This is a genomic window from Paenibacillus sp. R-74696 (assembly GCF_055814915.1).
Genome location: NZ_JBPULM010000020.1, coordinates 23,406 through 50,302, shown reverse-complemented (window position 1 = coordinate 50,302; position 26,897 = coordinate 23,406). Strand labels below are relative to the sequence as shown.

Here is a 26,897-nt window from a genome sequence, read left to right as displayed (position 1 = left end):
CAAGCGGCAGGGGGCTTTTTTTTGTATATAAAGGTAAACGCCGCCGCAATTGTGTGTACAGGATGGAAGGAGGAGCGGGTACAATTTGCCTTCTAAAGCCTGCAGCCTTGACTTTTAGATAAAGGCGTCATACAATATTGAAAGACTAACTAACGTTCGTTAGGTAAAAAGAATGATTGCCGAAAGGTGAATGAGGCTATGAAAAAGGACACCATACAAGTGCCAGCATCAAAAGCAACGGCAGAGCGTCTTAAGCATGCCGCCTTGACGATCTTTACCGAATTTGGCTACGAAGGAACGTCGATGTCCGATATCGCCAAGGCGGTTCAGATTAAGACGCCATCTATCTATGCTCATTTTAAGTCGAAGGAGCAGCTTTTTTTAGAGCTTTGCGCGGATGTTATTGCCGAAGAGGGCATGAAATTTGAGGAGCTTATGCAGCAATCGCAAGGCAGGCCTGTTTTAGAGCGGCTGCGCGAGGTGTACGATTTTTTCACGGACTTTCCGCATTTGACGGTCGGCCAATGGTTTCTGAAACGGATGATGCTAATGCCGCCCAAGCATTTGCAGCAGCAGTTCCGCGTCGATTTTTTGGAGCATGAGCAGCGGGTGGACGCTATTGTGGGCGCATTATTTTTGGAGGGGCAGCAGGCAGGCATTTTTCCTCAGCGGGATGTGGAGAATATGATTGCGGTGTTTTATACGCTGCTGGATGGTTTGCTCGTGGCAAATCAGATTTATGAACAGTCGGTATTCAGCTCGCGCAAGCAGACCGTATGGGAAATGCTAGAGAAAGACTGGACGACAGCTTAGTCATCTTGGCTTCATTGCAAGTTAACAGGGGGAGATTAATATGAAAGCTTGGCTTTATGTCATACTCGGTGGCATATTTGAAGTATTCTGGACCTTCGGTCTTAAATATTCGAAAGGATTTACAGACCCGCTAATAAGCGTCATTACAGTCATTTTAATTATTATTAGCTTTGTGCTGTTCGCCCGTTCCATGCAATTGTTGGAAATTGGCACGGCTTATGCGGTATTTACCGGAATTGGTACGGCGGGTACGGTCGTGTTCGGCATTTTGGTATTAGGCGAGTCCGCGGATATTAAACGCCTGCTGTTGGTCGGCACGCTGATCATCGGCATTATCGGACTTAAGCTCGTATCCAGCGAAAAGCCGAAGCAGGAGCAGGCATCTGATGGATCGGCGCCGGAAGCGCTGAAATCAGCACCGCTCGTGCAGGGAAGGGGCGGAAAATAAAATGGCATGGATTTTTCTTATTATTTCCGGCCTTGGCGAGGTCGGCGGCGTCACATTCATGAAGCTGTCGGATGGCTTTAAACGGTGGAGAGGGACGGTTGGAGCGATTATTTTCGGCTTCATCAGCTTCTACTTCCTGTCGCGGTCGCTTCAGGACATTCCGATCAGTACCGCATACGGTATTTGGACGGGAATCGGCTCGGTCGGCAGCGTCATTCTGGGGATGATTTTTTTCGGAGAATCACGCGATTGGCGTAAAATCTTCTTCGTCCTCATGATTATTGGCAGCGTCATTGGCCTCAAGCTGGTAGGTTAATATTTGCGATATGGATAATAGTAGACCATAAACCTAAAGAAGGAGAGCGATCCTATGTCGCTCTTCTTTTCTTTTCGCCGTTTCCGATTTAAAATAATAGAATAGAGTATAGACATGGTGAGAGAGGCAGGCACAAGGTATGGAAGAGAAACGGCTGGAGAAATGGATTGAGATGACCGAACGGACGCTGCTTGCAGGCGTGAAGCTCCAAAGCATTAACCATGGCGAGCCCGTTCAAGTGAATGTATTGCCGGAAGGCTGGGAGCTGCTTGGGGCGGGAAATTATGCTGGTGTATTCGTTCATCGGGATGCGCAGGATATAGCCGTGAAGGTGTATGCGCCGCGCAGGGAAGGCTGGGAAGCGGAAAGGGAAGTTTATCGCCGTTTGGGCAATCATCCTGCATATTCCACCTGCTACCATGCATCCAAAAGCAATGATCTGGAATATTTAATGCTGCGCAGGCTTGAAGGGAAAACGTTATACAAGTGTGTGCTTGAGGGTGTGATCATAGAGGACCGCATTATTGCGGAAATTGATGCAGCTTTGGATTACGCTCGTGAGCAGGGACTGTTTCCACATGATGTTCATGGCAAAAATGTAATGGTATCGAGCGATGACCGTGGCCTTGTCGTGGATGTATCCGATTTTCTTAAAGAAGAGCCTTGCATGATGTGGGATGACTTGAAAAAAGCGTACAACCGGATTTACATGCCGTTTCTATCCAAACATTCCATGCCTGTGCCTGAGTGGGTCATGAATGGTGTCCGCAAAGGCTATCGCTGGGTGCGTTCTTCATCCAGATAGCTCTGCGCGGCCGGGCAGCCGCATCCATCGATGCGTGCCCGGCCCGCGCCTGTGCTTAAGGTTCGGCGTCGAAAGCGTCCAGCTGGTGCTGAGCGGCTTCAACGTCCTTTTTAAGCACGTGAAGCCGTTTTAAATTGCCTTCAAGAGTAACTTTTGCCTTAATGCCGCTTGCCTTCAAATGAGCCTCCAATCGGTCAATGATATCCGCCCTAGAACCGCTTTCGGTTCTGATGGCAACCCACCGCCGCCACAGCAGCCCCATCCTATGCACCTCCGAGTTCTGCACAGATTATCCGTTCAAGCTATATATATTCCGGGTCCTCCCGCTGCCATGACAGATTTATTCAAAGGGCTGAAGGATAAGCTTGCATTTGCCAGAAGCGGCATTATAAGCTTTCCAGAAATGACATGACATAGTATACTAGGTGGATATGTATAATTACGACATCGTCCCAGTACGACCAAATAGATGCTGAAGGTGAATGTATAATGGAAGGCATGAACGCTTTAAAGCCTAGATATGAACAAATGTATCTGATGCTGCGCGAAAAGATTCAAATCGGAGATTATACGGTCGGTGACCGCATCCCTTCGGAGAAGGAGCTGATGGAGGAATTTTCAGTCAGCCGGATTACCTCCAAGAAAGCACTGGATATGCTCGTTCAGGACGGCTATATTATGCGTCAGCCGGGCCGCGGCTCTTTCGTTATCGAGCATGCCATTCAGGAACAGGTGGAAGCTCCTCCTGCTCAAGATCCAGTGGCTGCTGCTGCTCGTACACAGCAAGTTGTATTAGGGCTCATTATGGAGGATTTTAGCGACAGCTATGGCAAGGAAATGCTGTCGGAGATGGAACGGACGGCACAGGCGCTCGGCGTTTATTTGATGCTGCGCATCTCTTTTTCCCAGCCCGATGTGGAGGAGAAAGCGATTCAGATGCTTCGCCAATACGGGGTAGATGGCCTGATTATTTATCCGACGCGCGGGCAAAACTTCAGCCCGGAAATTTTGAAGCTGGTCATTGATAAATTCCCGCATGTGCTGGTTGACCGTTATTTGAAATGGACGGACACAACGGCAATCAGCTCAGACAATGTGGAAGCGACGAAAATGGGTGTACAGCATTTGTTTAATCACGGGCATCGCCATATTGGGCTGCTTGCTTCGCGGGTGACGGATAATGTAGCGATTGAGGAACGAATTGAGGGGTTTGTGCAGGCGCATGCCGAAGGCGGTATTTTGCTGGACCGCTCGTCCTGGCTGACCGATATGAACTGGACGTCCAATGACAATTCCAGCAGCCACCTCATCGATAAATATGTGAAAATCATTCAGCAGATGCTGCGCGAGCATCCGAGGATTACCGCATTGTTTGCGATGGAATATGAGCTGGCGCTCATCGCGAAGGAAGCGGTAGAAAAGATGGGCCTGCAAATTCCACAGCAAATTTCGATTATTTGCTTTGATAGCCCGCAGAGCACGTCGGCGCTGTATCCGTTCACGCACTTGGAGCAGAATGAGAAGGAAATTGGCCGCCTCGCCGTCAATAATGTTCTGGAACTCATTCAAGGCGCCACGCTCCCAAGCAAAATATCGCTGCAAGTAAAGCTTGTCCCTGGCAAATCGACAGGGCCAGCACCCCAATAGAAAAACGGGCTGCTGGGCAGGTTGTATATGCTTTGCATATTTTCTGGCTTATTAGAGAAACTAAATACCAGCATATAGATGGACAAAGCCCTTCTGTCAACCGAGACAGCAAGGGTTTTCTGCTATATATCGTTATGCCTTATGGGCTCAAATTGGAGCTGCGTCTAGCAGAATGATTAGTATGCTATTTGTTTATAAATAATATAACATAGTATATTGACATACCATGAAATATAGATTAATATCGGTACATAAACCTCTTGAAAGCGCTTAATAGAAAGGGATGTATGAAATGACTGAAGTAATGGAAACGCTGCCGACATCGGTGCAGTCGTTAATCCAGGAAGTAGAAGGAAAGCTGGGTTCCCGTACGAAGCTGGCCCGCATGTTTGCAAATTGTTTCTCCAATACGTTAACAACGACGCTGAAGCCTCAGCCTGACGGTGCTATTTTCGTCATTACGGGTGATATTCCAGCGATGTGGCTCCGGGATTCCGCGGCGCAGGTTCGTCCGTACTTAATTTTAGCGAATGAAGATGCCGAGATGGCCCGTTTAATTGAAGGCGTTGTCAAACGGCAAATTCAACATATATTGCAGGACCCTTATGCGAATGCGTTTAATGAGCACGCCAACAGCAAGGGGCATCAGAAGGATCTAACGGAAATGTCTCCTTGGCTATGGGAGCGCAAATATGAAATTGATTCGCTCTGCTATCCGATTCAGCTTGCTTATCTTCTTTGGAAGACGACTGGAACTACCGCGCATTTGGACGAGGCATTTAAAGAAGCCTGCTCCAGCATTTTGCGGGTGTGGAGAACAGAGCAGAACCATGATCAGCAATCGAGCTACCGTTTCCAAAGAACGGATTGCCCGCCGTCGGACACGCTGCTTAATGATGGCAAAGGCACGCCAAGCGCAGTAACGGGAATGACCTGGTCGGGCTTCCGACCAAGCGACGATGCTTGTGACTACGGCTACCTCATTCCTTCGAACATGTTTGCAGTCGTAGTGCTGGATTATATGGCGGAAATGGCGGTTGAAGTGCTTGGCAATCAAGTGCTGGCGAAGCAGGCGGTTGCTCTCCGTCAGGAAATTCAATCCGGTATCGAAGAGTATGCAACGGTCGAGCATGAGCAGTTCGGGAAAATTTTCGCTTACGAAACAGATGGTCTTGGCGGCTACAATCTGATGGATGATGCGAATGTGCCAAGCTTGCTGTCCCTGCCTTACCTCGGCTGCTGCAAGCTGGATGATCCGATATACTTGAATACAAGACGCTTCGTGCTGAGCGAGGATAATCCTTATTATTTCAAAGGTACGGCGGCGCAAGGAATTGGCAGCCCTCATACCCCGGAAAACTATATATGGCACATTTCGCTGGCTATGCAAGCGCTGACTTCACAAGATGAGGCAGAGGTTGAACGGCTGCTGAACGTGCTGGAAAGCACGGATGCTGGAACTGATTTTCTGCATGAAGGCTTTCATAAAGATGATCCAAGCGAGTATACGCGCGAATGGTTCTCTTGGGCCAATGCCTTGTTTAGCGAATTGATTTTGACGTATTGCGGCTTTAAGGTTCCATCGAGCATGAATGCTCGTTCAATATAGGAACAAATAATAAGCGTAACAGACGGACAATAAGGGGAGCGATCAAGATGGCAGGTAAAAAAACAATTCTGGCAGGTACGGTTGCAGCTTTAACTGTATTCACTGCAGCATGTTCAGGAAATGCAGGTACAAATAGCACGGAGGGCGCAGAAGCAACTTCCGCAGCCGGAGCAACAAAGACGGTTAAAGTTGCTTATGGCAAATGGAATGAGACGGATAACTGGGGCAAGTGGCTGACTAGCGTGAAGGCTGATTTTGAAAAAGCGAACCCTGGCGTTACCGTTGAGCTGCAGCCGATTGAAGGCTCGCAATATGCAACGAAAATTCCACTGCTCATGATGGATGGAAAAACGGCGCCTGAGGTGCTTGCTGAAGATTCCTTCATGATTAATGCCGACAGCGAAGCCGGCTACCTTGAGCCGCTTGCTGTGGATGCATGGGAAGATTGGAGCAAATTCAACGAAGGTATTAAAGCGGCTGTAACAGGCACGGACAGCAAAATTTATGGTGTGCCTTTCTCTACTGACGTTCGCGGCTTGTACTACAACAAAGAGCTGTTCAAGCAAGCAGGTCTGCCTGTGCCTTGGGAGCCTAAGAGCTGGGATGAAGTGCTGAGCGCTTCCCGCACCATTAAATCCAAGCTGCCAGACATTATTCCTTTCTGGATGAACTCTGGTAAAGCAGGCCAAGAAGCAACAACGATGCAAACGTTCGAAATGCTGCTTTACGGAACAGACGATACACTTTATGAAGATGGTAAATGGGTTACACAAAGCCCAGGCATTTTGAGCTCGCTGAACTTCATTCACTCCATCTACTCCGAGGGCATGGGTCCAAAAATGTCGCAAGTACTGACTGCACAAGCAGGTCAAGTATTGGAGACAGATCTGATGCCGAATCAAAAGGTAGCAATCGTCCTGAACGGTAACTGGCTGACAGGCAACTGGTCGGCAAGCGGCGGCAAGCCTTGGCCAGAAGCGCTTGATGTATATGACTTCGTGAAAATGCCGACAGAAAAAGGCCAAGAACCTGGCTTCACATCGATGTCTGGCGGCTGGACGCTTAGCGTTGGCGCGAAATCCGCTGAGAAAGAGCTGGGCTTCGAATTTATTAAAATGGCAACTAATGAACAGCACAACAAAGAGTTCGCTATGCTGGACGGCGCTTTAACGCCTCGTACCGACGTTGCGGCTGACACAGAATACACGGGCCAGCCTGGCACGCTGTATGGCGTAGCTGCTGAATTTATTACGTACACGCACGTTCGTCCTACTAATGCGAATTATCCAGCAGTATCGACTTCCATTCAAGAAATGGTTGAAAAAGTGGCATCGGGCTCACTTGCTCCTGAAGCCGCCATGCAAGAATATGCAAAAAGCGTAGAAAGAACAGTCGGCGCTGATAAAGTAGCGGCGAAGTAGCACACAGCTGGGAAGCCGATTGTTGCTTAACAACAATCGGCTTGTCTTTTTCAAATTCAGTCAGGAGGATACCAGATGGAAGCGATAAACTCGCGATTTCCCAAAGCGAAAAGGAAAGGGAACAGCGGTGAAAAGTGGAGGGCGGCGCTATTCTTATCGCCTAGCTGGCTGCTGCTTTTACTCTTTTTCTTCGTGCCGGCAGTTTTAACTTTTTATTTCGCATTTACAAATATGGCTTTGACCGGAGCGGCAGCAGCGAATACGCAGTTTGTTGGATTCCAAAACTTCACGAATATGTTTCAGGATGCGACATTCCGCACTTCTGTAGGCAACACCATCCTATTCCTCATTTTCTCGGCCGTTATTGGCCAGCAAGTTATGGGCTTTCTTATTGCGTTTCTAATGAATGGCAGAAACCGCGTATTCCGCAGTGTTGTCGGCTCCATCGTTATTTCTGGCTGGGTAGCGCCGGAAGTGGTATGCGCATTTGTTTGGTTCGCTTTTCTGAATGATACGGGAACGGCTAATGCATTCATTCAAGGCATCGGCTTTGAACCTATAGCTTGGCTGTACACATTCCCGATGGTATCCGTTATTATTGCAAACGTATGGCATGGAACAGCCTTCTCGATGATGGTATTCCAGGCTGCACTGGGCGACGTGCCTAAAGAGGTTGAGGAAGCGGCAATGATTGATGGCGCTTCGGCTTGGCAAAGACTTATCCGCATTACCATTCCAATGATCAGCGGTTCTGTTGTAACGAATATGGTACTCGTAACGCTTCAAACATTAGGCTCCTTCACGCTTATTTATGCGTTGACAGGTGGCGGTCCGGGAAATGCAACGGAGACGCTGCCAATCTATATGTATCATCAGGCCTTCGTCAACTATCAGCTTGGCTACGGCACAGCTATTTCGCTTGTTCTGCTGTTGATCGGTATTGTTGCCAGTCTGTTGTATATGAAGCTTCTAAAAGTGAAGCTGTAAGCCATGCGCAAAGCTTGGATAATGGTTTATTAAAAGGAGGACGCGAGAATGAGCAGCAACGTACGCAAGCGCCCCAGAATGAATCGGTTTATGGTCGGCCGGGTGCTTCCTTATATTATTTTGAGTTTTATCGCTTTATTGTTCCTGCTTCCTATGTTGTGGCTCGTATTGGCTTCATTCGATGGAGCCGCAACCCTTGCTTTGAAGGTGCCTGATGAGGTAACGCTAAGCAATTATACGTCTACGCTAGCGAGCTCTGATAATCAGCGCTCCTTCGGCAATGGCTTACTGCTGGCGCTTGGACAAGCACTGCTTGTCGTCACTGCGGCGGGGCTTGCTTCCTATCCGCTGTCACGTTATCAGCTGAGGTATAAACGCCCGTTTATGTATGTAATCCTGTTCGCAACAGGCTTGCCGATTACGGCGGTTATGGTTCCGGTGTATCAGTTTTTCCTGTTTATGGAAATTCAGGATTCCTTGTTTTTCACCATTTTGTTCTTGGCCGCATCCGCACTGCCATATTCCATCTGGATGATGAAAAACTTCATGGATTCCGTGCCGTTGGAGCTGGAGGAGGCTGCTTGGGTGGATGGCGCGTCCATCTGGACGACGCTTCGCCTAGTCGTTGCGCCACTGATGCTGCCAGGTATTTTCACAGTAGGCATTTTCGCTTTTGCTGGCAGCTGGGGGAACTTCCTCGTTCCGTTTATTTTGCTGCAAAGCCCACAGAAGCTTCCTGCTGCCGTGACCATTTACCAGTATTTTGGGCAAAATGGCATCGTGCAATACGGAAAGCTGGCCGCCTTCTCGATCATTTACACGATCCCTGCGGTCGCGCTTTATGTGTTCGGCCAACGCTTTATGTCCCAAGGCTTTAGCTTTGGCGGGGCGAATAAAGGTTAAGCTGAAAGAGAATTGTAACATTTGAGAAAAGAATAGCAGATAGAGAACGATCATGTTTGCAGCATATGCTGTAAACATGATCGTTTTTTATATAAGCGTTTATACGTATCACAATTATAATTGGCGGATATTTCAATTAGAAACGGTATCTGAATTGTTTAATGGCATAGCTGATATCCACGAAATATTGGACGTATATATAACTGTTTGTTAGTATATGCTTATTAGGTGTAAAAAAATTACGGGAGTGAGTGGAATGCTGAAAAAGTTTACTGTTTCAGATTATAGAATCTTTGGCGATCCAATAACTATAGATTTCTCAAATGTTCGTGACTATAAGTTTAATGAAGAATGCATTAGTAATAATTTGATTACTAAAGCTATTTTATATGGTAAAAATGCAACTGGGAAAACGAACCTAGGGTATGCATTGCTAGATATTCGATCTATGGTACTTGCAAATAATTATCCAATGGGTGATGATGCAGGATACATAAACGCCATTTCCCATGAAAGTATAGCAAAATTCATGTATTGTTTTGTGATACAGGGTAAAGAAATTATTTATAAATATGAGAAATCTTCAGCGAAAATAATTAAATATGAAGAACTTATTATAGAAGGCAAATCGTTGTATAGTTACGATTTTTCAGAAGAGAAGGGCGATTTTACTCATTTAATTGAGTATGAGGAATTGAAGCATTTGAATCTAAGTGAATGGGATAATGAAATGCCCGTATATAGATACATTATTACAAATGCAAAACTAAACAAGCTACGAATACTCAAGGAGTTAAGTGCTTTTGTAGAAGGCATGTCCTACATGAGACCATTAGAACATACAATGCGCTTCTATGGCCCCAAAATTGTTAATGATGGTTTGGTAAGCTCTATTATCGAGAACGATTTAATTGATGATTTTACTTCCTTCCTTTATCAAGCGGGAATCCGCGTTAAACTGAAAAAAGATGTGAATCCAGATGGTAAAGTTATATTGTATTTTGATTTTGGAAAACCTATCAAATTTGTTGATAATATGTCTAGTGGTACAAAGGCGTTAACAGCACTATACGTCATCATGAAAAATTTGGATAAAATAACATTTTTGTTTATAGATGAATTAGATGCAAATTTACATTTCTCGCTATCAGAAAGTATTGTGGAGAACCTTAAAAAGAAGGGGAACAGCCAGATACTCATAACTACGCATAACACCGATTTAATGAGCAACAAAATCATGAGGCCGGATTGTTATCTCATTTTGACACAAAACAAGATCGTTTCTCTTACGGATGCGACTACAAGGGAGTTACGGGAAGGTCACAATCTTGAAAAACTTTACCAAAGTGGAGAGTTTGACGAGGTGGTGAGTAACTAATATGTCGAATAAGCAAGTATTGATGTTGGTTGAAGGGGAGAAAATAGAACCACGGCTATTTGAACATTTTTATCAATTATATCAGAAAAGCAATGTGAAAATCGTTCCGTATAAGACTAACTTATATGCATTATTTCATAAACTAAAGAACGCCTATGCTGATAGTTCAGGTAATATAGACTTTGAATCCATTGATCTGCCATTGTTTTTGAACGATTATTTTGGATTTAAAGATGAGGAAAGACTGTACAAAAATGATTTTCAGGATATTTTGTTAATTTTTGATTTCGATCCTCAGGACCCTAGATTTTCCCGTGATAAATTAATGGAATTGCTGAACGGCTTCTCCGACTCTACGGAAATCGGAAAATTATATATTAATTACCCGATGGTCGAATCTTTTAAGGATATAACTAGTTTTGTGGATGGAAGCTTTATGGATTCAACGGTTGCCTGGTCGGAAATTCAAACAAACAATGGCAGTAACATGTATAAGAGTATTGTTCATCGGAGAACTTGCATCCCTCAATTAGCGCATATAGATAGAGCAATGGGAAAGAAGATAATAGACCTGCATCATAAAAAGGTAGAAAGCAAACTTCCAGTTGAAACGATACCGGAACAAAAATATAAAAAGTTATGTGAGATGCAATGTGACAAATTAGGATCAGAGCAACAAGTATGGATTATTAATACCAGCTTAATTTATCTTTTTGAGGAATATGGAGCAATAGAATGAAACAAATAGGAACAGCAATAGGTTGACCCACCCGCTTTTTGTTGTTACTATTTTGTGGAAAATAGTTTTAAAGCTATCGTTCATCACTTTTCTCAAGGTGAAAAGGCTGTCGCCGTCCTTTGGCGGCGCGTTTCATTCCGAGAAATATAAGCCTAATGATAAGTGTGAAACTTATACAAGCTTATATTTTAAAAAAGAACAGGAGGAACAAAAATGACTAAGGCTGCAATTAGCACGGAAGTAACAACGCTGCATAATGGGGTGCAAATGCCGCGGCTGGGGCTTGGCGTATACTTGTCAAAAGAAGGCGATGAGGTAGAGCACGCTGTGCGTTACGCCATAGAGGCAGGGTATCGCAGTATTGATACGGCAAGCGCTTACAACAATGAAACGGGTGTGGGGCGTGCAATTGCCGATAGTGGTATTGCAAGGGACGAGCTGTTCATTACGACAAAAGTATGGAACCGGGACCAAGGCTATGAAACGACACTGCAAGCATTCGAAGCAAGCCGTAAGCGTCTAGGCCTGGATGTGATAGATTTGTATTTAGTTCATTGGCCAGTAGCCGGAAAATTTACGGAAACGTATCGCGCGCTGGAAAAGCTCTATAAGGATGGCTACGTTCGGGCAATTGGCGTGAGCAATTTTCTGCTGCCGCATTTCGACGAGCTGCTGCCAGGCTGCGAAATTAAGCCGATGGTCAATCAGGTGGAATTCCATCCGCTGCTGACACAACCCGAGCTGCAGAGCTTCTGCCGCGAGCAAGGCATCCAGCTTGAGGCTTGGAGCCCGCTCATGCAAGGAAATTTAGATGTGCCGCTGCTTCAGGAGCTGGCTGGCAAATACGGCAAAAGCCCGGCGCAGGTTGTCATTCGCTGGGATCTGCAGAAGGGCGTCATTACGATTCCTAAATCCGTTCGAAAAGAGCGCATTATCGAAAATGGCGACGTTTTTGATTTTGAGCTGACGGAAGCAGAGATTGCGGCCATTGATGGGTTGAACGAAGGCCGCCGTTATGGCTCCAACCCGATGACTTTTAATTTTTAAAGCCGGCATAAACGGCCAATGCATAATAGATCGAGCGTCATCGCATCCTAATCATGAATTTTAGCGGAACGGACTATTGACAGTTTGAACTGTAATTGATAAAATTACAGTACTAAACAGGGAGGCCGTTCACATTGAACAGCGAATTTACAATTGCCGTACACAGTCTTGTATATTTAGCTCATTTGCCGGAAAACATGGCAAGCAGCGAAATGATTGCCGTCAACGTTGGGACTCATTCGGCCCGCGTTCGCAAGGTGATGAGCGGCTTGCGCCGCAGCGGCTATGTGGATACGCGCGAAGGATCGGGCGGCGGCTATCGGCTGACGATTGATCCGAGTGTAGTAACGCTTGCCGATGTTTACCGAGTGATGGCGCAAGGTTCGCTTATTCCAAGCTGGTGCTCGGGCGATCCGGGCATGGAGTGCGTCGTTGGCTCCAATATGAACCAAGTGATGTTCCGGATTTTTTGTGAGGCGGAGAAGCAGCTTGAAGCGCATTTCAGTCACACGACCATTCAGGATGTGCTAGGCCAGATTCATGCATGTGAATAGGCAACTGATTATAAAGACGGTGTGAGGGGTATTCCCTTATCATACAACACAGCTGGAGAGGATGATTGAAATGGCAGTAGCATTAACGAAAGACAACTTTTCATCTAACGTAGAGAGCGGCGTATCTCTAGTAGATTTCTGGGCACCTTGGTGCGGACCTTGCAAAATGCAGCTTCCAATCGTTGAAGAATTGGCAACTGAGCTTGCAGGCCAAGCTACAATTGCAAAAATCAATGTCGATGAAGAGCCTGAACTGGCTTCGCAATTCGGCGTAATGAGCATTCCAACGCTTATTTTGTTCAAAGACGGACAGCCCGTTGACAAAATGGTAGGTCTGCAAAGCAAAGATGCGTTGAAAACAAAAATCAACAATCAACTGTAAGACCTTTGGTCGGACATGGATTAAATGAAGGGAAGCTGCATTGCCGGTGATTCATCGGTGTGCGGCTTCTTTTTTTGTATAAGGAAACTAAAGGATGACAACTCCGTTTACGCTTGGGCAAATTATTCTTCAAAAAGACGCAACTTCCCACAAAGCTCGGGCGTCTATAGGATATTCAGGAATGTATTGGAGGGGGAAGCAGGAGATGGGAAGCAAACAACGGTTGATTGCATTTGTTGCGCTAGTTGCGATAACAAGCAGTGTACCTACCGCCGCTTTTGCAAATGGAGCGAAGGTGACGATTGATCGCCAGACTACTCTGGCAGACAATATTTCCGGGGAGGGTTCGATGGATTCTGCGGCGAATGTATCGGTTTCGAAGGATAAGGCAGAGAAGCTGGCGCGCGAGCTTGTGAGCATTCCGAAGGAATACACGCTGCAGGGCGCTTCTTTGGCGGTCAGCGTGCTGGCACAGGGCAAACGTAATGTTTGGGGTCTTGATTTCGTCAAGAAAGTAAGCGGCAAGCATAAGGGCAGCATTTATGTTCAAATTGATGCTGACGGCGGCCAGTTGCTGTCCTTTAATTCCTATATAGACAATCCTAGCTCCAAGCCGACGTATCCGCTCAAGGTAGAGCGTGCGGCTGCCCAGGATATTGCTGCTTCCTTCATGAAGCAAATTGCAGCAGATTACGTAGGACAGGTGCGCTACAATCCCGAATACGGGGCGCAGGTGCTTCCCCCGCTGACAGGCGAGGTTGTTCATAATATTCGTTATGACCGAATGGTTAACGACATTCCTTATGTAGACAACTATATTGAACTCGATGTGGACAGTGAAGGCCATATTACCAATTATAAATTGCAATGGGACGATACGCTGCAGTTCCCAAAAGCAGACTCGCGCATTACGCTAGCGCAGGCAAATGCGAAGCTTCGCGAGCTTGCCCAGCCAGAGCTGCAATATATTGTGCCTTATAGTCCAGAAGGCCAGCACACCCCTCTGCTTAGCTACGAGATGGGCGGCTTGGCGGTAAATGCACTAGACGGCTCGCTTATTAAGAAGCTATATGATCAGACAAGCAGCGTATCTGCAACGCCAATTGCCCCAGCAGCACTCGGCGAAGCGCCAAAAGCGGGCAATTTGACCGATAAACAAGCGGTTGCACTCGTAGAGTCGACTTTCAAGCTGCCAACAGGCGCTGTGCTGTCAAATACGAGCTACAATGAGTACAGCGACGATACAACAGGCCATAACGAATCGTATTGGAACCTCAATTGGACGACGAAAAGCGGAGCCAGAGAGACGGGCTCTGTATCGGCCACCGTAGATAGCAAGACGGGGATTATTCGCAGCTATTACGCCTATGCCTATGATGGCGGGGATACGTCGGTGAAGCCTTCCCTGTCCTACGAGCAGGCGGAGAAAATCGCAATAGATACGGTTAAAAAGCAGCTTCCATGGGCGGCAGCCCAGCTGTACGTTGTAAAGCCTGATCGGGCGAAGTACAGCGAGGCGCCTGCCGGAACGATTACTTCCTACTACATTTCTTTTGTTCGTAAAATTCAGGGAGCGACGGTGTCCTATGATCGGGTCAATGTTAATGTGGATGCCCGGACGAACGAAGTGACGATGTATGATGCTCAGTTCGCTTCCTTCGACTACCCGGCGCAAGCGCCAAAGGTCATCGAGAAAACGGAAGCGATTGAAAAGTGGCTCACCTACTATCGCACAGAACTGACGTATTATGTAGAGCGGGAATATTCCCTGCAAGGCCAGCCGATCCCTATCGAAAAATACAACCTGATGCTGGCTGCCGGTGAACTAGATTCCGAACAGGTGGAAAGCAAGACAGATGTAAAGCTTGTTTACCGCCTTGTGCCCGCTGCCATTGATGAATCCGTATTTTTGGATGCCCAAAGCGGGCAATGGCGGAATCGCGAAAGTGGAGAGGTTACGGCGCTCGAGAAGCCTAAGGCGCTTGATGTGGAGGGCCACTGGGCGCAGCGCCAGCTTGAGCTAATGGTTGCTTACAAGGCGCTGGATGTGAAGGATGGCAAGGTCCGTCCAAATGCAATTGTGACACGCGGCGAATTGATTAAAATGCTCGTGCTTGCCATGAACAGCGGCCGCGGCCCGATTGTAATGGCGAACGCGGAGGCGGGCAGTGTGGCGTTTAACGATGTGGCGAAAGGATCAGGCTATTATGTGTATGTTCAAAGCGCTCTTGAGCAAAACCTGATTGATATTGGCGATGGCACCTTTAATCCGGCGGGTGAGGTAGACCGTGAGGAAATGGCCGAGCTGATCGTGCGGGCATTGGGCTACAATACGCTGGCGAATTATGACCAGCTGTTTAATATTAATTTTAAGGATGCGGACAAAACAGAGAAAAAAGGCCAGGCGGCAATCGTGGTCGGCCTGAATATTATGTCGCTGTCGGACGGGAGCTTCCTTCCGGAGCGTAAAGTGACGCGAGCAGAGGCAGCAACGGCATTTTTCCGTTACCTGCAAACGCGAGCGGATTTGAAGGAAGCGCCGATTCGGAATTAACCTGCAGCTAAGCTGCACAAAGGCGCAGCATTTATTAGAAACGGTCTTAAAAACGGAAGAGCTTAGGGGCAGACGAGGAAGTGTCTGACCGCTCTTCCGTTTTCTTTTTTTACTGGATGCGTGGAACGTTAATCCGTTTTTTGCTTTTTGTCGGAGAAGTTGGAGACGGATTTCGTGTCTTTGATATTGTCGTTTACGAAGGCCATATCCTGATTTTTTGCGTGTGTTTTGGTCGTGCCTTTGTAGTTGCCTTTATGGGTGTTGTTTTCCATTGTGCCGCACCTCCTTTGTGGGTCTATCCCTGCATTAGTATGACCGATGCGTCTGGAAGCATGCGCTGAAATCGGCAGAGCGCCTTCCGCCTATACTGATCGCCTGCTGCGCACATATGCTGAAGGAATGAGCAAAAGGCTATTGAGTATATGAAGGAGAGGGATCAGTGGAGGGGCAGACGAAGGAAATAACGAGCATTATTTTGGTTACCCGCAACCAGTTGGATTATACAAAACAATGTGTGGACAGCATACGCAAGCATACGGAAGCAGGAAGCTATGAAATACTGTTAATCGATAATGGCTCCGACGATGGAACGGTTCAATGGGCGTTGGATCAGCCTGATATGCGAGTGACCACCAATGCGGAAAATGAAGGCTTTCCAAGGGGCTGCAATCAGGGGCTGGAGCAAGCGATAGGGAGCCATCTGCTGCTGCTTAACAACGACACCGTTGTGACGCCCGGCTGGCTCGAAGGGTTGAGGCAGGCGCTGCTTAGCGATAGCAAAGTCGGTGCAGTAGGTCCAGTTACGAATTCGGCCTCCTATTGGAGCGAGGTTTCGGCGGAGTATGCGTCCTTGGAGGAGCTGGATGCTTTCGCCCAATTGCGGCGGAACGATCACGGACCACATAGATGGGAGGAGCGTGCCAAGCTGGTAGGCTTCTGCCTGTTATTGCGCCGCTCGGCGTATGAGGCAGCTGGTAGGCTGGATGAAAGCTTTGGTATCGGAAATTTTGAGGATGACGATTATTCGCTGCGGCTGCGGCTCGCTGGCTATAAGCTCCTGCTCTGCGACGATACGTTCATCCATCATCGGGGAGGCGCGAGCTTCAAGGCGGAGCCTGCCTTGTATCAAGCGGCCTATGAAAGCAACCGCAGACGTTTTGTGGAAAAATGGGGCTTTCAGCCGACGGAGGCGCTCGTCATTCGCTCGGATATGGTGTCGCTGATTGAGCCCCAGCTCGAGCCTTATGAAGGGGCGGCGCCCGCGAGGCTGCTGGAGATTGGCTGTGGCTGCGGGGCAACCCTGCTGCGCTTGAAGAAACGGCTGCCGCGGGCAGAGCTGCTCGGGGTGGAGAAAAACCCTGGTGCCGCAAAGGTTGCTGCCGCCATCGGAGTGAAAGTGTATGATACGGAGCGGCCGGAGGATTGGGGCCTCGAGGCAGACAGTATGGATGGCATTATTGTTGGCGATGCCCATCAATATGGAAATTTGGAGCAGTTGAAGCAGCTCGCGGCTCTTCTAAAGCCGGGAGGTTGGCTGATCGGATCGTTTGCTAATCGCCACTATTACCGCTATATACGTCATTATTTGTCACCAAGCAATCACGGTGCGCAGCAGCAGGCAGCCTGCCTATATGGCGCAGAGCAGCTGGGGGAATTGTATGGGCAGGCTGGATTAGTTCGGACAGCGATTGCGCTTGTGCAGGACGGTCAAGAGCTGGCTGAGCAGGAGCGTCGTGTGGTGGAGGGGCTGGAGCAGGTAATTGCGCTGACTAATGAGGAGTTGAAAGGCAGGCTGACAGCGAGCGAGCTGCTTGCTTTCGGCCGCCGCGCCAAGCCAATTACAGCGCCAAACGGCTGGGCTGTGCAGGATAGGCCGTCGATTGAGCCGACTGCGAGTTATGTAAGCGATGAAGCTGCGATAGAGGAACTAGAGGAGCTATCAACGGTGAGTACAGTTTCGGAAGCGGCGCAAGAGGACGAAGCGCCGTTGGCAGAGGGAGCTGAAGAGATAGGTGGAGCTGGCGCGGGGAATGCCCAACTAAATGAACAGGGCATTCGCGAGCAAAATGATGTTGTTTTCAGTGGGGAAAGGCTTGTAATAAATCGCGAGGTTAAACAGCAATATCAGGATGTATACGAGGAGCATCTTGCCCGTTATAACTTGGCATCACATTTTGTAGACGGACTGCGGGTGCTGGATGCCGCTTGCGGGGCAGGCTATGGAGCTGCACTGCTTAAACGTTCAGGGGCGAGCGAGGTTGTTGGCATCGACATCGACGAACAGTCGGTGAAGCTGGCGAAGCGGGATTATGGCGGAGAAGATGTATCTTTTGCGGTAGGCGATGTACTGCAATTGCCATTTGACGGGCAGGTATTTGATGCAGTGGTGTCTTTCGAAACGATAGAGCATGTTGCAGATGGGGCGGCTTGGATCAAGGAATCAGCGCGCGTATTAAAGGCTGGGGGATTATTCATCGTGTCTACACCGAATCGGGCGGTGACGAATCCGGCGCTTTATTTTGAGGAGCGGCCATTCAATCCCTATCATCAATTTGAGTATAGGACAGCAGAGCTGGCAGGCGAGCTGCTGCTTCATTACGATATTGTGGAGCTGTATGGACAAAATCCCATCGACGATTCCCGTATGGCAGCGATGAATGGGCTGCGGCGAATGTTCCAGCTGGAGCAGGGGCGGAAGCCGGAGCGGGTGCTGCAGTCGGAAGGACATGAGCTGATTCCGCTCAGCCGCTTCAAAAGCTGCGAGCCGATGTACGTCGTGGCAGTGTGCCGCAAGAAATAAGAATCAGCGGTATTGCACTGGAATGAAAGGTGGTTTGCCCGTCTGATGGAGACGGGCAAACGGACGGTGGCAGTTGCGCGCTTTTTGGCAATGGCAGCTTTTTTTATTCAAATCTTACAATGTACATATAACAATTTCGATGTCCGTCTCGGCAAAAACATCTTTAATTATTTCTCTTACCTGGCCCCATTGGAGCTTATCGAGTCCGCAGCCGATTTGCGGCATGGCCAGCTTGGTAATGCCTTCTTGCAAGCAGATGTCCCTCATGGATACAATGGCTAGGGTAAGCGTTTGGCATCCCGAATTAAAAACGGGTGGGGATCAACCGGCCGAAATCAAACAAAAGCTCTGGGAAGAAATAAACAGCAAATATGAATTTGAATATGGATTCTAACTTGAAAATTCTGTCCGTGAGTTGGCTGGAACGGGTTGTTGCAACATCGCAGCAGGAGCATTTTGCTAAGCGCGTCAGCGAACTCGCCCTTTTATTGTTTATACGCATCGGGTATAATGACGAGAGCTTGTTACTTCGGAAAATGGGGTGTCTTTACGCATGGCTTTAAAAGCTGGTATCGTGGGCTTGCCGAATGTCGGCAAATCGACTTTGTTTAATGCAATTACGCAAGCGGGTGCTGAATCCGCTAACTATCCTTTTTGTACAATTGATCCTAACGTTGGTGTTGTAGAGGTACCGGACCCGCGTATGAATAGGCTCGTTGAGCTCGTAGTGCCGAAAAGCATCGTGCCTACAGCGTTTGAGTTTGTTGATATTGCCGGTCTGGTAGCAGGCGCGAGCAAGGGCGAAGGACTTGGCAATAAGTTTTTGGCGCATATCCGTGAAGTCGATGCGATTGTTCATGTCGTTCGCTGCTTCCAAGACGAGAATATTACGCATGTAGCGGGCAAAATCGACCCGATCGACGATATTCAGACCATTAATCTGGAGCTGATTTTGGCGGATATTGATTCCGTGGATAAAAAGATCGAGCGCTCCCGCAAAAATCTCAAGGGCGGCGACAAAAAAGTCGTGCAAGAGGTGGAAGTGCTTGAGCGTGTAAAAGAAGCGCTCTACAATGATATGCCAGCGCGCAGCCTGGAGCTGTCCGATGACGAGAAGCTGCTTATTCGCGATCTTCATTTGCTGACAATGAAGCCTGTGCTTTATGCTGCCAATGTTAGCGAAGCTGAGGTTGCCGATACGGACAATAATGAATTCGTTAATAAAGTACGTGAGTTTGCAGCTGCTGAAAATGCAGAAGTGGTGCCCATTTCCGCTCGCGTTGAGGAAGAGATTGCTGAGCTGGAAGGCGAAGACAAGGCAATGTTCCTTGAGGAGCTTGGTCTTGCGGAGTCGGGACTTAACCGTCTAATTCGTGCGGCTTACAAGCTGCTTGGCCTTTATACGTATTTTACGGCAGGCGTGCAGGAAGTCCGCGCTTGGACGATCCGCAGCGGAACGAAAGCGCCGCAGGCAGCTGGCGTTATTCATACGGATTTTGAGCGTGGCTTTATTCGCGCCGAGATCGTATCGTTTGACGATTTGTCTGCTGCCGGTTCGATGAACGTGGCGAAAGAGCGTGGTCAGGTTCGCCTGGAAGGTAAGGACTATGTCGTAAAAGACGGCGATGTTATACATTTCCGCTTCAACGTTTAGATTTTTGAGGCAAGAAGGAGCTTTCGGTCTGCTTTGTGAGCGGATTCGGAGGCTCTTTCGTCTAAGTAGACGAGGATAGCAAGCGGAGAAGTAGAAAACTGGGCGCGGCGGCAGTAATTCGCTTGTCGATAGAATGCTGCGCATATGTTATAATGGAGTATCAAAGTGTGATAACAGAGGTGAATGATGGTGTTGGACCGTTTACAAGCACTAGCTGATCGTTACGAGAAGCTGAGTGAATTGCTGTGTGATCCAGATGTAGCAAGTGATCCGAAGCGTCTGCGGGAATATTCCAAGGAGCAGTCCGATCTGCAACAATCTTATGAAGCTTTTACTGAATATAAACAAGTGTCGGAGCAACTGGACGATGCGAAGGTTATGCAGGGCGAGAAGCTGGATGACGAAATGCGCGAGATGGTCAAGATGGAGATTGATGAGCTGTCTGACCGCAAGGAAGAGCTGGAAGAAAAAATTAAAATTTTGCTTCTGCCGAAAGATCCGAACGATGACAAAAACGTTATCGTGGAAATTCGCGGCGCAGCTGGCGGCGACGAAGCAGCTTTATTCGCTTATGAGCTGTACCGTATGTACACGAAGTTTGCGGATACGCAAGGCTGGCGTGTAGAGCTGATGGATTTTAATGAAAATGACTTGGGCGGCTTTAAAGAGGTTATTTTCATGATTACGGGCAAAGGCGCCTACAGCAAGCTGAAATTCGAGAGCGGCGCTCATCGGGTACAGCGTATTCCGGTAACGGAATCTGGCGGCCGTATTCATACGTCTACTTCTACTGTTTCGGTTATGCCGGAGGTTGAGGAAGTGGAAGTCGAGATTTTCGACAAGGATATTCGGGTGGATACGTTCTGTTCCAGCGGCGCAGGCGGCCAGTCGGTTAATACGACAAAATCCGCTGTCCGGGTACTTCACGTACCGACGGGCATTATGGCGACTTGCCAAGACGGCAAATCGCAAAATGAAAACAAAGCTAAAGCGCTGCAAGTATTGCGTGCGCGTATTGTTGATGTACAGCGTCAAGAGGAAGAAGCGAAATATGCCGGCGAGCGTAAAAGCAAAGTCGGAACGGGCGACCGCAGTGAGCGGATTCGCACGTATAATTTCCCACAGAGCCGCGTGACGGATCACCGTATTGGACTTACGCTGCATAAGCTGGATTCCGTAATGAACGGCGATATGGCTGAAATCATTTCGTCGCTGACGATTGCCGAGCAAGCGGACATTATGGAGAGAGAACTGAACTAACTTAAGTACTTTCCAAAGTAAAGTAAGCTGCCGAATAAGGCATGCTGCATGAAGAGGCAGGGTTTTCGAGCATTAGTGCTTGGAGAGCCTGCCTTTTATGCGGCTGTGCGTTTTATTGCTGAGTGTACAGGGAAGTAAAGAAAGGGACGTTGGATACATGGGCGACAATAACAAGGGGTGGAGCGTTTTGCTGCCTTGTACCATTAGAGAAGCCTGCTTGCAGGCTTCTTCGTTTTTGGCGGGGCAGGGCGTCGAGGAGCCGCGCAATAATGCGGAGCTGCTGCTCCTGCATCTGCTGGGCATCGGACGTATGGAATTGCTGCGCGACGGGGGCGACCCTTTTCCGAGTGAGCTGGCTCCAGCATGGGACGAGCTCACCCAGCGAAAAGGGAATGGCGAGCCGGTGCAATATATCATCGGCGAGCAGTGGTTTTACAGCAGGCCGTTTGCGGTTACGCCGGACGTGCTAATTCCGCGGCCCGAGACGGAGCTGCTCGTCGAGGCTGTGCTTGAGGCGGCGGATCGCCTGTGGCCGGAATCGGCACAGGCGGAAGCAGAGGACGCGCCAGTGGAAGGTGCGACTGAGGTGGGGCTTGCTGCCGCTGAGAGCAATAGCGGTAGCGAGCATGCGGAGCCAGAGGGCGCGTCAGTTATAGCGGAGGACGCTACGAAGGGCTGGGCTGCGCGGCCGACGGTGCTTGATGTCGGCACGGGCAGCGGCGCCATCGGCGTGACGCTGGCTGCGCTGCGTCCGCTCTGGCGCGTGTGCGCGTCCGATCTTTCGCCGGACGCGCTCGCTGTCGCCCGCACGAATGCGGCCCGCCATGGAGCGGCAGGCCGCATGGCGTTCGTGCAGGGCGACCTGCTGGCGCCGTTCCTCGGAACGGGCGGCGCCGCCGCAGACCAAGCACTCGGCGCGGCAGACCTCCGCGTCGATGTGCTGGTGTCCAATCCGCCGTATATACCGGCGGATGACCTCCCGGGCTTGCAGCGCGAGGTGCGGGATTACGAGCCGCACCTCGCGCTGGATGGCGGAGCGGACGGGCTGGACCCGTACCGCCGCATGGTAGAGCAGCTGCCACTGCTAAGGCAAATGCCGCGCATCGTCGCCTTCGAGCTGGGCATGGGTCAAGCGGAGGCGGTGGCGAAGCTTCTAAGGGAAGCGGGAGCATGGGACGAGGTGCGGACGATTACGGATTATGGCGGCATTGACCGCCATGTTATCGCGGTTCGCACTAACGGCTAGGCAGGATGAACAATCTCACTTGTAGGCTACTGTTCTGCTAATTCTCTGACTGAAACGCGCCGTGCCCTCACAGGACGGCGTCAGTTGTTTACGCTTGAAATATAAGCATGTATAAGTACCACACTTGTAATAGGCTTATATTTAATCGCGAAACGGTAGCTTTGCATTACAGGCTGGCGGCATCCGTTTAAACTTGTCTATTAAAATTTAATAGTTTCGAGGTTTATAGAACGGGAATCGCGGACATACTTACGGATAGATACGTTCCGGAACGCAAGCAGAGGTACCGACGGGTGCCATCGAGAGGAGCTTGTGTATGTCCCGCAATTATTCCCGTATTTCTTATCGTAGATCCGTTGTTCTTATTATGGTGGTGCTTGCTGTACTAGTGATGAGCTGGGAGCTGCAAAAGGTAGATGCCGCTGTAGCTGGCAGCCATATTCCGGAGGAGTCGATCAGGCTCCGCATATTGTCTAATTCCGACGCCCCTGCCGATCAGGCAGTTAAACGCGTCGTTCGTGATGCTGTGGTCGAGGCGATGAACAGCTGGGTGACTGGACCGCAGACAATAGAGGAAGCTCGTGCAACGATGCGTCAGCATATGGGCGAGATGGAGCTTTTGGTTGGCAAAGTATTGAGCAGCCGGGGTTTTGATTATGCGTTTCACATTGAGCTTGGCCAGGTTCCTTTCCCTACTAAAATGTACGGAAGTGAAGTATATCCCGCAGGCAGCTACGAAGCGCTGCTCATTACGTTAGGCGAAGGCAAAGGACAAAACTGGTGGTGCGTGCTGTTTCCGCCGCTTTGCTTCATCGACTCAGCTTCCGGAGAAGCGGTAGCCGCCGATGGCGAGGTGGAGGCAGCAAACGCAGCAAGCAAGGCAGAATCGAAAGAAGTGAAAGCATCTGTAGAAAAGGCGTCCGTACAAAAAGAAAATGCCGGCGAAGTTGTCCATGCCAAGCAGGATTCTGCTCCTAACAAAGCGGAAGGCGAAGCGCCGGAAGCAAAGTTTTTCCTTTGGGAAATGCTGCAAAAGCTGATTGCTTGGGTGCAAAGCTTGTTTGCTTAGGGCTTGTATGCAGACTTAAGTAAGCCAGATTCAGATCGAATGTAGTGTCAAACGTAATGCCTCTCCTACTAGGAAAGTCATACCTCATAAAGGTGAACATATTTTTGAAAGTTAGCATCATATTCATCGTTTCAGGTGGTTACACCCTGCGCAAAGATAGAATTGGCGGACAGAGAAGCCGCTATATCAACAAGATCACCGGAAAGGCACAGGTGGCGGACTCAGGAGCCGCTAATGCGCTGCCTTTAGCCAATTTGCCGGGATGATGAGCACAATAACGGATTTCCTGTCCGCTTATGGTCAGAAATCGAGTCAAAAGCGAGAATAGCGGATTCTCAGTCCTCCAAAAAGGAGGGATCGTCTGGAGCTGCACGGTCTTGGCAATTCCGCTTAGCCACATTGGCTCAGCAATCGCGGTCTTTGCAACAATCACATGCTTCGGTTCTCAGGCATCAAATCGCCAGATGAGATTGGCCACGATTAAGCTCTGAGCAAGGAATGGCAGGGCTACTTCGGTTTACATACACACCTTAGCAGCCAACAGCTAATAGCCAGGTTTGAGCCAGTGAGCATCCGTGGGCTGCGGTTATGCTGCTGGCTCCGTTTTTATCCAAGCGTATGGTATACTAACGGGAGTATACGAACTAGAAGGATGACTATAACAGAGCAAGGATTGAAGGATAGAGATGACTACAACGAAGGTATGGCGCATGACGGACCAATACGCGGAGGCTTCTATCGCGGAAGCAGCGGAGCTGCTTCGCCGTGGAGAGCTCGTGGCTTTCCCGACGGAGACGGTGTATGGTCTTGGGGCCGATGCTCGCAGCTCGGAGGCCGTGGCGCAGATTTTTCAGGCCAAGGGCCGCCCCTCCGATAATCCGCTTATTGTTCACATCGCAAATATTGCGCAGCTCGATGAACTTGTGCTGCCTTATTCGTTGCTTGCGAAGCAACTGATGGAGCAGCTGTGGCCGGGGCCGCTCACGCTTGTGCTTCCCGTTCAGCCGGGAGCGGTGTCGCCGCTTGTGACGGCGGGCTTGTCCACGGTCGGCGTGCGGATGCCTTCCCATCCGGTAGCGCTGCGCCTCCTAGCAGCCGCTGGCTGTCCAGTTGCCGCGCCGAGCGCTAATCGCTCAGGTAGGCCCAGCCCAACGCTCGCCGAGCATGTGGCTGAAGACCTTAGTGGCCGTATCGGCGGCATTGTCGATGGCGGCGCTACAGGCATCGGCCTTGAATCGACCGTCATTGAACTGACGGGCGAGCAGGCGCTTCGTATTTTGCGCCCCGGAGGCGTAACGGTGGAGCAGCTGCGCCAAGCGGCGCCGCAAGCGGAGATTGATGCGCCTGCGGATGCCGAATCGGCAGCGGAGGAGCTTGCCGCCCCGCGCTCCCCGGGTATGAAATACACGCATTATGCGCCTAAGGGCGAGCTTAGCATCGTGGAAGGAAGCTCAGCCGCGAGGCGTGTTGCTTATATGCAGGAGCAGGTGTCGCAGGCTGCAAACGCTGGACTGAAAGCAGGCGTGCTCGTGTTCAATGAGCAGGCCGCTGCTATGGAAGGCGGCTCCGCCCTCGTGCTCACTTATGGGAGCGGGCAGCAGCTGGAGCAGGCTGCGCATCGTCTATATGCGGCATTGCGCCAGTTTGATGCTGCTGGCGTGCAGCGAATTTGGGCAGAAGGCTGCGTGCCGGAAGGTATTGGAGCTGCGCTTATGAATCGGCTGCTCAAGGCAGCTGGCCATCGCATTAATCAGGTTTAAGGGTGAAACAAGCTTAAGCCAGTGCCCTATTTTTCACTAGGATAGTTGAAGCCTGTGCCTGTCGTGCCGATTATGCAGTTATGTGAATCAAGCTTTGGAGTTTGCCTAACATGATACAAGGGTAAGAATATCTCCAGGATCGATTAAACAAGCTATAGTATGTTTGTCCCCATGCCCGCATATGTTGGAGTATTAATGTTTGCGGACGTGGGGGGAGATCGTTTTGTGGGGTAGCCATATGCTTGGAGGGCAATTTGTTACACTGCTGCTTATGGCGGTTGCGCTTGGCATGGATGCTTTTTCACTAGGAATTGGAATTGGGCTGCGCGGCATTCGCTGGCTCCATATGATAAGATTAAGTGCCATTATCGGTATATTTCATATTATTATGCCGCTCGGGGGCATGTACGCTGGGGGATTCGTCAGCGGCATGCTCGGTCATGTAGCAACGGCTGCTGCTGGTGTGCTGCTGGTGCTGCTCGGCGGGCATATGATTTATAGCTCCTTGCGGGGAGAAGATGCACAAACCTTTGATCACCGCACGATTTGGGGAACGATGCTGTTCGCGCTTGGCGTCAGCGCTGATTCTTTTTCCGTTGGCGTAACGCTCGGCATGTTTGCAGCCGATTTGCTGTTGACGGTGCTGCTGTTTGGTTTTTTTGGCAGTATGATGTCGATCATAGGGCTGCTGCTGGGACAAAGGGTCAGTCATAAGCTGGGCGGCTACGGCGAAGCATGCGGCGGCGCGGTGCTGCTCGTGTTTGGTTTAATATTTATTTTCTGAAAATATAATGATTTATAAGTTGGACATCTATAAATACGCTTATATTTCTCGGACTGAAACGAGCTGCACCGCCAGAGGACGGCGACAGCCGTTTCACCTTGGTACACATAGAAAGGGGCATGCGGCGTGAAGCGCATTTTGTTCATTTGTACGGGAAATACCTGTCGTTCTCCGATGGCGGAGGCGATGCTGAAAAATATGGCGGGTCAGCAGGATGTAGCGATTGAAGTACGTTCGGCAGGCATTTCGACGATCGATGGTTTGGCCGTTTCCGGCCATGCGACAGAGGTGCTGCGCGGTTATGGCATTGAACATCAGAGCTCTTCGTGCGCGCTGACTGGAGAAGCGGTGAAATGGGCTGACCTCGTGCTGACGATGACCGCCAGCCACAAAAGAGGACTGCTCCAATGGTTTCCTGAAGCCGTCGACAAAGCACATACGCTCAAAGAGTATGTTAATCAGGATACAGGTGTACTGGCAGACATTAGGGAGCTGGAGCAGCTGTACACGGAGCTGCATATGAAGCAGACGCTGGGACAGCAGTTGAGCGATGGCGAACGCAATCGTCTGCTAGCGCTGGAGCGCCGCATACCGAGCTTTGATATTATAGACCCGTTTGGCGGAACACTTGGGAATTACAAAAGCTGCGCCGAGGAAATTCGCAGCTGCTTGCAGCTGCTGCTCTTGCGTTTAAAGCAGGAATAAGCGGATAGCTGCGGCG

General features: G+C 49.5%; 27 protein-coding genes. 25 read left to right on the top strand and 2 right to left on the bottom strand.

Going from position 1 to position 26,897, the window contains the following annotated elements; translation table 11 throughout:
* Positions 1–198 precede the first annotated feature (198 nt).
* From ACSR9A_RS05885 to ACSR9A_RS05870, 4 genes are all read left to right on the top strand, one after another.
* Entirely contained in the window at positions 199–813 is a 615-nt protein-coding gene (locus tag ACSR9A_RS05885; protein ID WP_473756151.1) for a TetR/AcrR family transcriptional regulator, read from the top strand.
* A gap of 40 nt (positions 814–853) precedes the next feature.
* Entirely contained in the window at positions 854–1,261 is a 408-nt protein-coding gene (locus ACSR9A_RS05880; RefSeq protein ID WP_473756150.1) for a DMT family transporter, read from the top strand.
* A 1-nt stretch (position 1,262) separates the two neighbouring features.
* Entirely contained in the window at positions 1,263–1,577 is a 315-nt protein-coding gene (locus ACSR9A_RS05875) for a DMT family transporter (RefSeq protein WP_341279950.1), read from the top strand.
* Positions 1,578–1,716: 139 nt separating this feature from the next.
* Positions 1,717–2,382 (top strand): serine/threonine-protein kinase, encoded by a 666-nt coding sequence (locus ACSR9A_RS05870; protein WP_473756149.1) that lies wholly within the window; start codon positions 1,717–1,719, stop codon positions 2,380–2,382.
* A 55-nt stretch (positions 2,383–2,437) separates the two neighbouring features.
* Here ACSR9A_RS05870 and ACSR9A_RS05865 read toward each other — a convergent pair whose 3' ends face one another.
* Complete coding sequence (locus ACSR9A_RS05865) at positions 2,438–2,644, bottom strand: hypothetical protein (protein ID WP_341279948.1); 207 nt, start codon at positions 2,642–2,644, stop codon at positions 2,438–2,440.
* A gap of 227 nt (positions 2,645–2,871) precedes the next feature.
* On the opposite strand from ACSR9A_RS05865, the gene ACSR9A_RS05860 reads away from it, so the two are divergent.
* The 11 genes from ACSR9A_RS05860 (at position 2,872) to ACSR9A_RS05810 (ending at position 15,603) form a co-directional block, all read left to right on the top strand.
* Positions 2,872–4,029, top strand: a complete 1,158-nt coding sequence (locus ACSR9A_RS05860) for a GntR family transcriptional regulator (RefSeq protein WP_473756148.1) — start codon at positions 2,872–2,874, stop codon at positions 4,027–4,029.
* A gap of 292 nt (positions 4,030–4,321) precedes the next feature.
* Positions 4,322–5,638 (top strand): glycoside hydrolase family 125 protein, encoded by a 1,317-nt coding sequence (locus ACSR9A_RS05855; RefSeq protein WP_473756147.1) that lies wholly within the window; start codon positions 4,322–4,324, stop codon positions 5,636–5,638.
* 47 nt (positions 5,639–5,685) lie between these two features.
* Complete coding sequence (locus ACSR9A_RS05850) at positions 5,686–7,059, top strand: extracellular solute-binding protein (RefSeq protein ID WP_473756146.1); 1,374 nt, start codon at positions 5,686–5,688, stop codon at positions 7,057–7,059.
* Positions 7,060–7,134: 75 nt separating this feature from the next.
* A complete protein-coding gene (locus tag ACSR9A_RS05845; RefSeq protein ID WP_473756145.1) occupies positions 7,135–8,046 on the top strand; it encodes a carbohydrate ABC transporter permease in 912 nt (303 codons plus the stop codon).
* A gap of 48 nt (positions 8,047–8,094) precedes the next feature.
* Positions 8,095–8,949 carry a carbohydrate ABC transporter permease gene (locus tag ACSR9A_RS05840; protein ID WP_473756144.1) on the top strand — a complete coding sequence of 285 codons (855 nt, stop codon included), beginning with the start codon at positions 8,095–8,097 and terminating at the stop codon, positions 8,947–8,949.
* A gap of 256 nt (positions 8,950–9,205) precedes the next feature.
* Positions 9,206–10,327, top strand: coding sequence for an AAA family ATPase (locus ACSR9A_RS05835; protein ID WP_473756143.1), 1,122 nt, complete (start codon positions 9,206–9,208; stop codon positions 10,325–10,327).
* A 1-nt stretch (position 10,328) separates the two neighbouring features.
* Positions 10,329–11,066, top strand: a complete 738-nt coding sequence (locus ACSR9A_RS05830; protein ID WP_473756142.1) for a hypothetical protein — start codon at positions 10,329–10,331, stop codon at positions 11,064–11,066.
* Positions 11,067–11,279: 213 nt separating this feature from the next.
* On the top strand, positions 11,280–12,113 hold the full coding sequence (locus tag ACSR9A_RS05825; protein WP_473756141.1) for an aldo/keto reductase: 834 nt from the start codon (positions 11,280–11,282) through the stop codon (positions 12,111–12,113).
* Positions 12,114–12,247: 134 nt separating this feature from the next.
* On the top strand, positions 12,248–12,667 hold the full coding sequence (locus tag ACSR9A_RS05820; RefSeq protein WP_338553454.1) for an RrF2 family transcriptional regulator: 420 nt from the start codon (positions 12,248–12,250) through the stop codon (positions 12,665–12,667).
* A 70-nt stretch (positions 12,668–12,737) separates the two neighbouring features.
* Entirely contained in the window at positions 12,738–13,049 is a 312-nt protein-coding gene (gene trxA, locus ACSR9A_RS05815; RefSeq protein ID WP_046231307.1) for a thioredoxin, read from the top strand.
* Between the two features lie 205 nt (positions 13,050–13,254).
* On the top strand, positions 13,255–15,603 hold the full coding sequence (locus ACSR9A_RS05810) for an S-layer homology domain-containing protein (protein WP_473756140.1): 2,349 nt from the start codon (positions 13,255–13,257) through the stop codon (positions 15,601–15,603).
* 128 nt (positions 15,604–15,731) lie between these two features.
* Here ACSR9A_RS05810 and ACSR9A_RS05805 read toward each other — a convergent pair whose 3' ends face one another.
* On the bottom strand, positions 15,732–15,875 hold the full coding sequence (locus ACSR9A_RS05805) for a hypothetical protein (protein WP_341279942.1): 144 nt from the start codon (positions 15,873–15,875) through the stop codon (positions 15,732–15,734).
* Positions 15,876–16,042: 167 nt separating this feature from the next.
* Between ACSR9A_RS05805 and ACSR9A_RS05800 the strand changes: the two genes are divergently transcribed.
* The 10 genes from ACSR9A_RS05800 (at position 16,043) to ACSR9A_RS05755 (ending at position 26,881) form a co-directional block, all read left to right on the top strand.
* On the top strand, positions 16,043–18,403 hold the full coding sequence (locus ACSR9A_RS05800) for a methyltransferase domain-containing protein (protein ID WP_473756139.1): 2,361 nt from the start codon (positions 16,043–16,045) through the stop codon (positions 18,401–18,403).
* 45 nt (positions 18,404–18,448) lie between these two features.
* Positions 18,449–18,685, top strand: coding sequence for a hypothetical protein (locus ACSR9A_RS05795; RefSeq protein WP_473756138.1), 237 nt, complete (start codon positions 18,449–18,451; stop codon positions 18,683–18,685).
* Between the two features lie 271 nt (positions 18,686–18,956).
* A complete protein-coding gene (gene ychF / locus ACSR9A_RS05790) occupies positions 18,957–20,057 on the top strand; it encodes a redox-regulated ATPase YchF (protein WP_341279938.1) in 1,101 nt (366 codons plus the stop codon).
* A gap of 189 nt (positions 20,058–20,246) precedes the next feature.
* Positions 20,247–21,317: a peptide chain release factor 1 gene (gene prfA / locus ACSR9A_RS05785; RefSeq protein ID WP_341283095.1), complete on the top strand. Its 1,071-nt coding sequence runs from the start codon at positions 20,247–20,249 to the stop codon at positions 21,315–21,317.
* 157 nt (positions 21,318–21,474) lie between these two features.
* Positions 21,475–22,563 carry a N5-glutamine methyltransferase family protein gene (locus ACSR9A_RS05780; protein WP_473756137.1) on the top strand — a complete coding sequence of 363 codons (1,089 nt, stop codon included), beginning with the start codon at positions 21,475–21,477 and terminating at the stop codon, positions 22,561–22,563.
* A 316-nt stretch (positions 22,564–22,879) separates the two neighbouring features.
* On the top strand, positions 22,880–23,632 hold the full coding sequence (spoIIR, locus tag ACSR9A_RS05775) for a stage II sporulation protein R (protein WP_473756136.1): 753 nt from the start codon (positions 22,880–22,882) through the stop codon (positions 23,630–23,632).
* A gap of 104 nt (positions 23,633–23,736) precedes the next feature.
* Positions 23,737–23,898: a hypothetical protein gene (locus ACSR9A_RS05770; protein ID WP_473756135.1), complete on the top strand. Its 162-nt coding sequence runs from the start codon at positions 23,737–23,739 to the stop codon at positions 23,896–23,898.
* Positions 23,899–24,318: 420 nt separating this feature from the next.
* Positions 24,319–25,392 (top strand): L-threonylcarbamoyladenylate synthase, encoded by a 1,074-nt coding sequence (locus tag ACSR9A_RS05765; protein WP_473756134.1) that lies wholly within the window; start codon positions 24,319–24,321, stop codon positions 25,390–25,392.
* 238 nt (positions 25,393–25,630) lie between these two features.
* A complete protein-coding gene (locus ACSR9A_RS05760) occupies positions 25,631–26,176 on the top strand; it encodes a manganese efflux pump MntP (RefSeq protein ID WP_473756152.1) in 546 nt (181 codons plus the stop codon).
* 126 nt (positions 26,177–26,302) lie between these two features.
* Positions 26,303–26,881: a low molecular weight protein arginine phosphatase gene (locus ACSR9A_RS05755; protein WP_473756133.1), complete on the top strand. Its 579-nt coding sequence runs from the start codon at positions 26,303–26,305 to the stop codon at positions 26,879–26,881.
* Positions 26,882–26,897 lie beyond the last annotated feature (16 nt).

What these genes read in the sequence shown, in the direction of transcription:
- ACSR9A_RS05845 (WP_473756145.1), top strand. Translation starts at nt 7,135, where the DNA reads ATGGAAGCGATAAACTCGCGATTTCCCAAAGCGAAAAGGAAAGGGAAC.
- ychF (WP_341279938.1), top strand. Translation starts at nt 18,957, where the DNA reads ATGGCTTTAAAAGCTGGTATCGTGGGCTTGCCGAATGTCGGCAAATCG.
- ACSR9A_RS05780 (WP_473756137.1), top strand. Translation starts at nt 21,475, where the DNA reads ATGGGCGACAATAACAAGGGGTGGAGCGTTTTGCTGCCTTGTACCATT.
- ACSR9A_RS05795 (WP_473756138.1), top strand. Translation starts at nt 18,449, where the DNA reads ATGGAGACGGGCAAACGGACGGTGGCAGTTGCGCGCTTTTTGGCAATG.
- trxA (WP_046231307.1), top strand. Translation starts at nt 12,738, where the DNA reads ATGGCAGTAGCATTAACGAAAGACAACTTTTCATCTAACGTAGAGAGC.
- ACSR9A_RS05835 (WP_473756143.1), top strand. Translation starts at nt 9,206, where the DNA reads ATGCTGAAAAAGTTTACTGTTTCAGATTATAGAATCTTTGGCGATCCA.
- ACSR9A_RS05760 (WP_473756152.1), top strand. Translation starts at nt 25,631, where the DNA reads ATGCTTGGAGGGCAATTTGTTACACTGCTGCTTATGGCGGTTGCGCTT.
- ACSR9A_RS05855 (WP_473756147.1), top strand. Translation starts at nt 4,322, where the DNA reads ATGACTGAAGTAATGGAAACGCTGCCGACATCGGTGCAGTCGTTAATC.
- ACSR9A_RS05870 (WP_473756149.1), top strand. Translation starts at nt 1,717, where the DNA reads ATGGAAGAGAAACGGCTGGAGAAATGGATTGAGATGACCGAACGGACG.
- ACSR9A_RS05850 (WP_473756146.1), top strand. Translation starts at nt 5,686, where the DNA reads ATGGCAGGTAAAAAAACAATTCTGGCAGGTACGGTTGCAGCTTTAACT.
- ACSR9A_RS05825 (WP_473756141.1), top strand. Translation starts at nt 11,280, where the DNA reads ATGACTAAGGCTGCAATTAGCACGGAAGTAACAACGCTGCATAATGGG.
- ACSR9A_RS05765 (WP_473756134.1), top strand. Translation starts at nt 24,319, where the DNA reads ATGACTACAACGAAGGTATGGCGCATGACGGACCAATACGCGGAGGCT.
- ACSR9A_RS05860 (WP_473756148.1), top strand. Translation starts at nt 2,872, where the DNA reads ATGGAAGGCATGAACGCTTTAAAGCCTAGATATGAACAAATGTATCTG.
- ACSR9A_RS05865 (WP_341279948.1), bottom strand. Translation starts at nt 2,644, where the DNA reads ATGGGGCTGCTGTGGCGGCGGTGGGTTGCCATCAGAACCGAAAGCGGT.
- ACSR9A_RS05805 (WP_341279942.1), bottom strand. Translation starts at nt 15,875, where the DNA reads ATGGAAAACAACACCCATAAAGGCAACTACAAAGGCACGACCAAAACA.
- ACSR9A_RS05810 (WP_473756140.1), top strand. Translation starts at nt 13,255, where the DNA reads ATGGGAAGCAAACAACGGTTGATTGCATTTGTTGCGCTAGTTGCGATA.
- ACSR9A_RS05880 (WP_473756150.1), top strand. Translation starts at nt 854, where the DNA reads ATGAAAGCTTGGCTTTATGTCATACTCGGTGGCATATTTGAAGTATTC.
- ACSR9A_RS05885 (WP_473756151.1), top strand. Translation starts at nt 199, where the DNA reads ATGAAAAAGGACACCATACAAGTGCCAGCATCAAAAGCAACGGCAGAG.
- ACSR9A_RS05840 (WP_473756144.1), top strand. Translation starts at nt 8,095, where the DNA reads ATGAGCAGCAACGTACGCAAGCGCCCCAGAATGAATCGGTTTATGGTC.
- ACSR9A_RS05830 (WP_473756142.1), top strand. Translation starts at nt 10,329, where the DNA reads ATGTCGAATAAGCAAGTATTGATGTTGGTTGAAGGGGAGAAAATAGAA.
- ACSR9A_RS05875 (WP_341279950.1), top strand. Translation starts at nt 1,263, where the DNA reads ATGGCATGGATTTTTCTTATTATTTCCGGCCTTGGCGAGGTCGGCGGC.
- spoIIR (WP_473756136.1), top strand. Translation starts at nt 22,880, where the DNA reads ATGTCCCGCAATTATTCCCGTATTTCTTATCGTAGATCCGTTGTTCTT.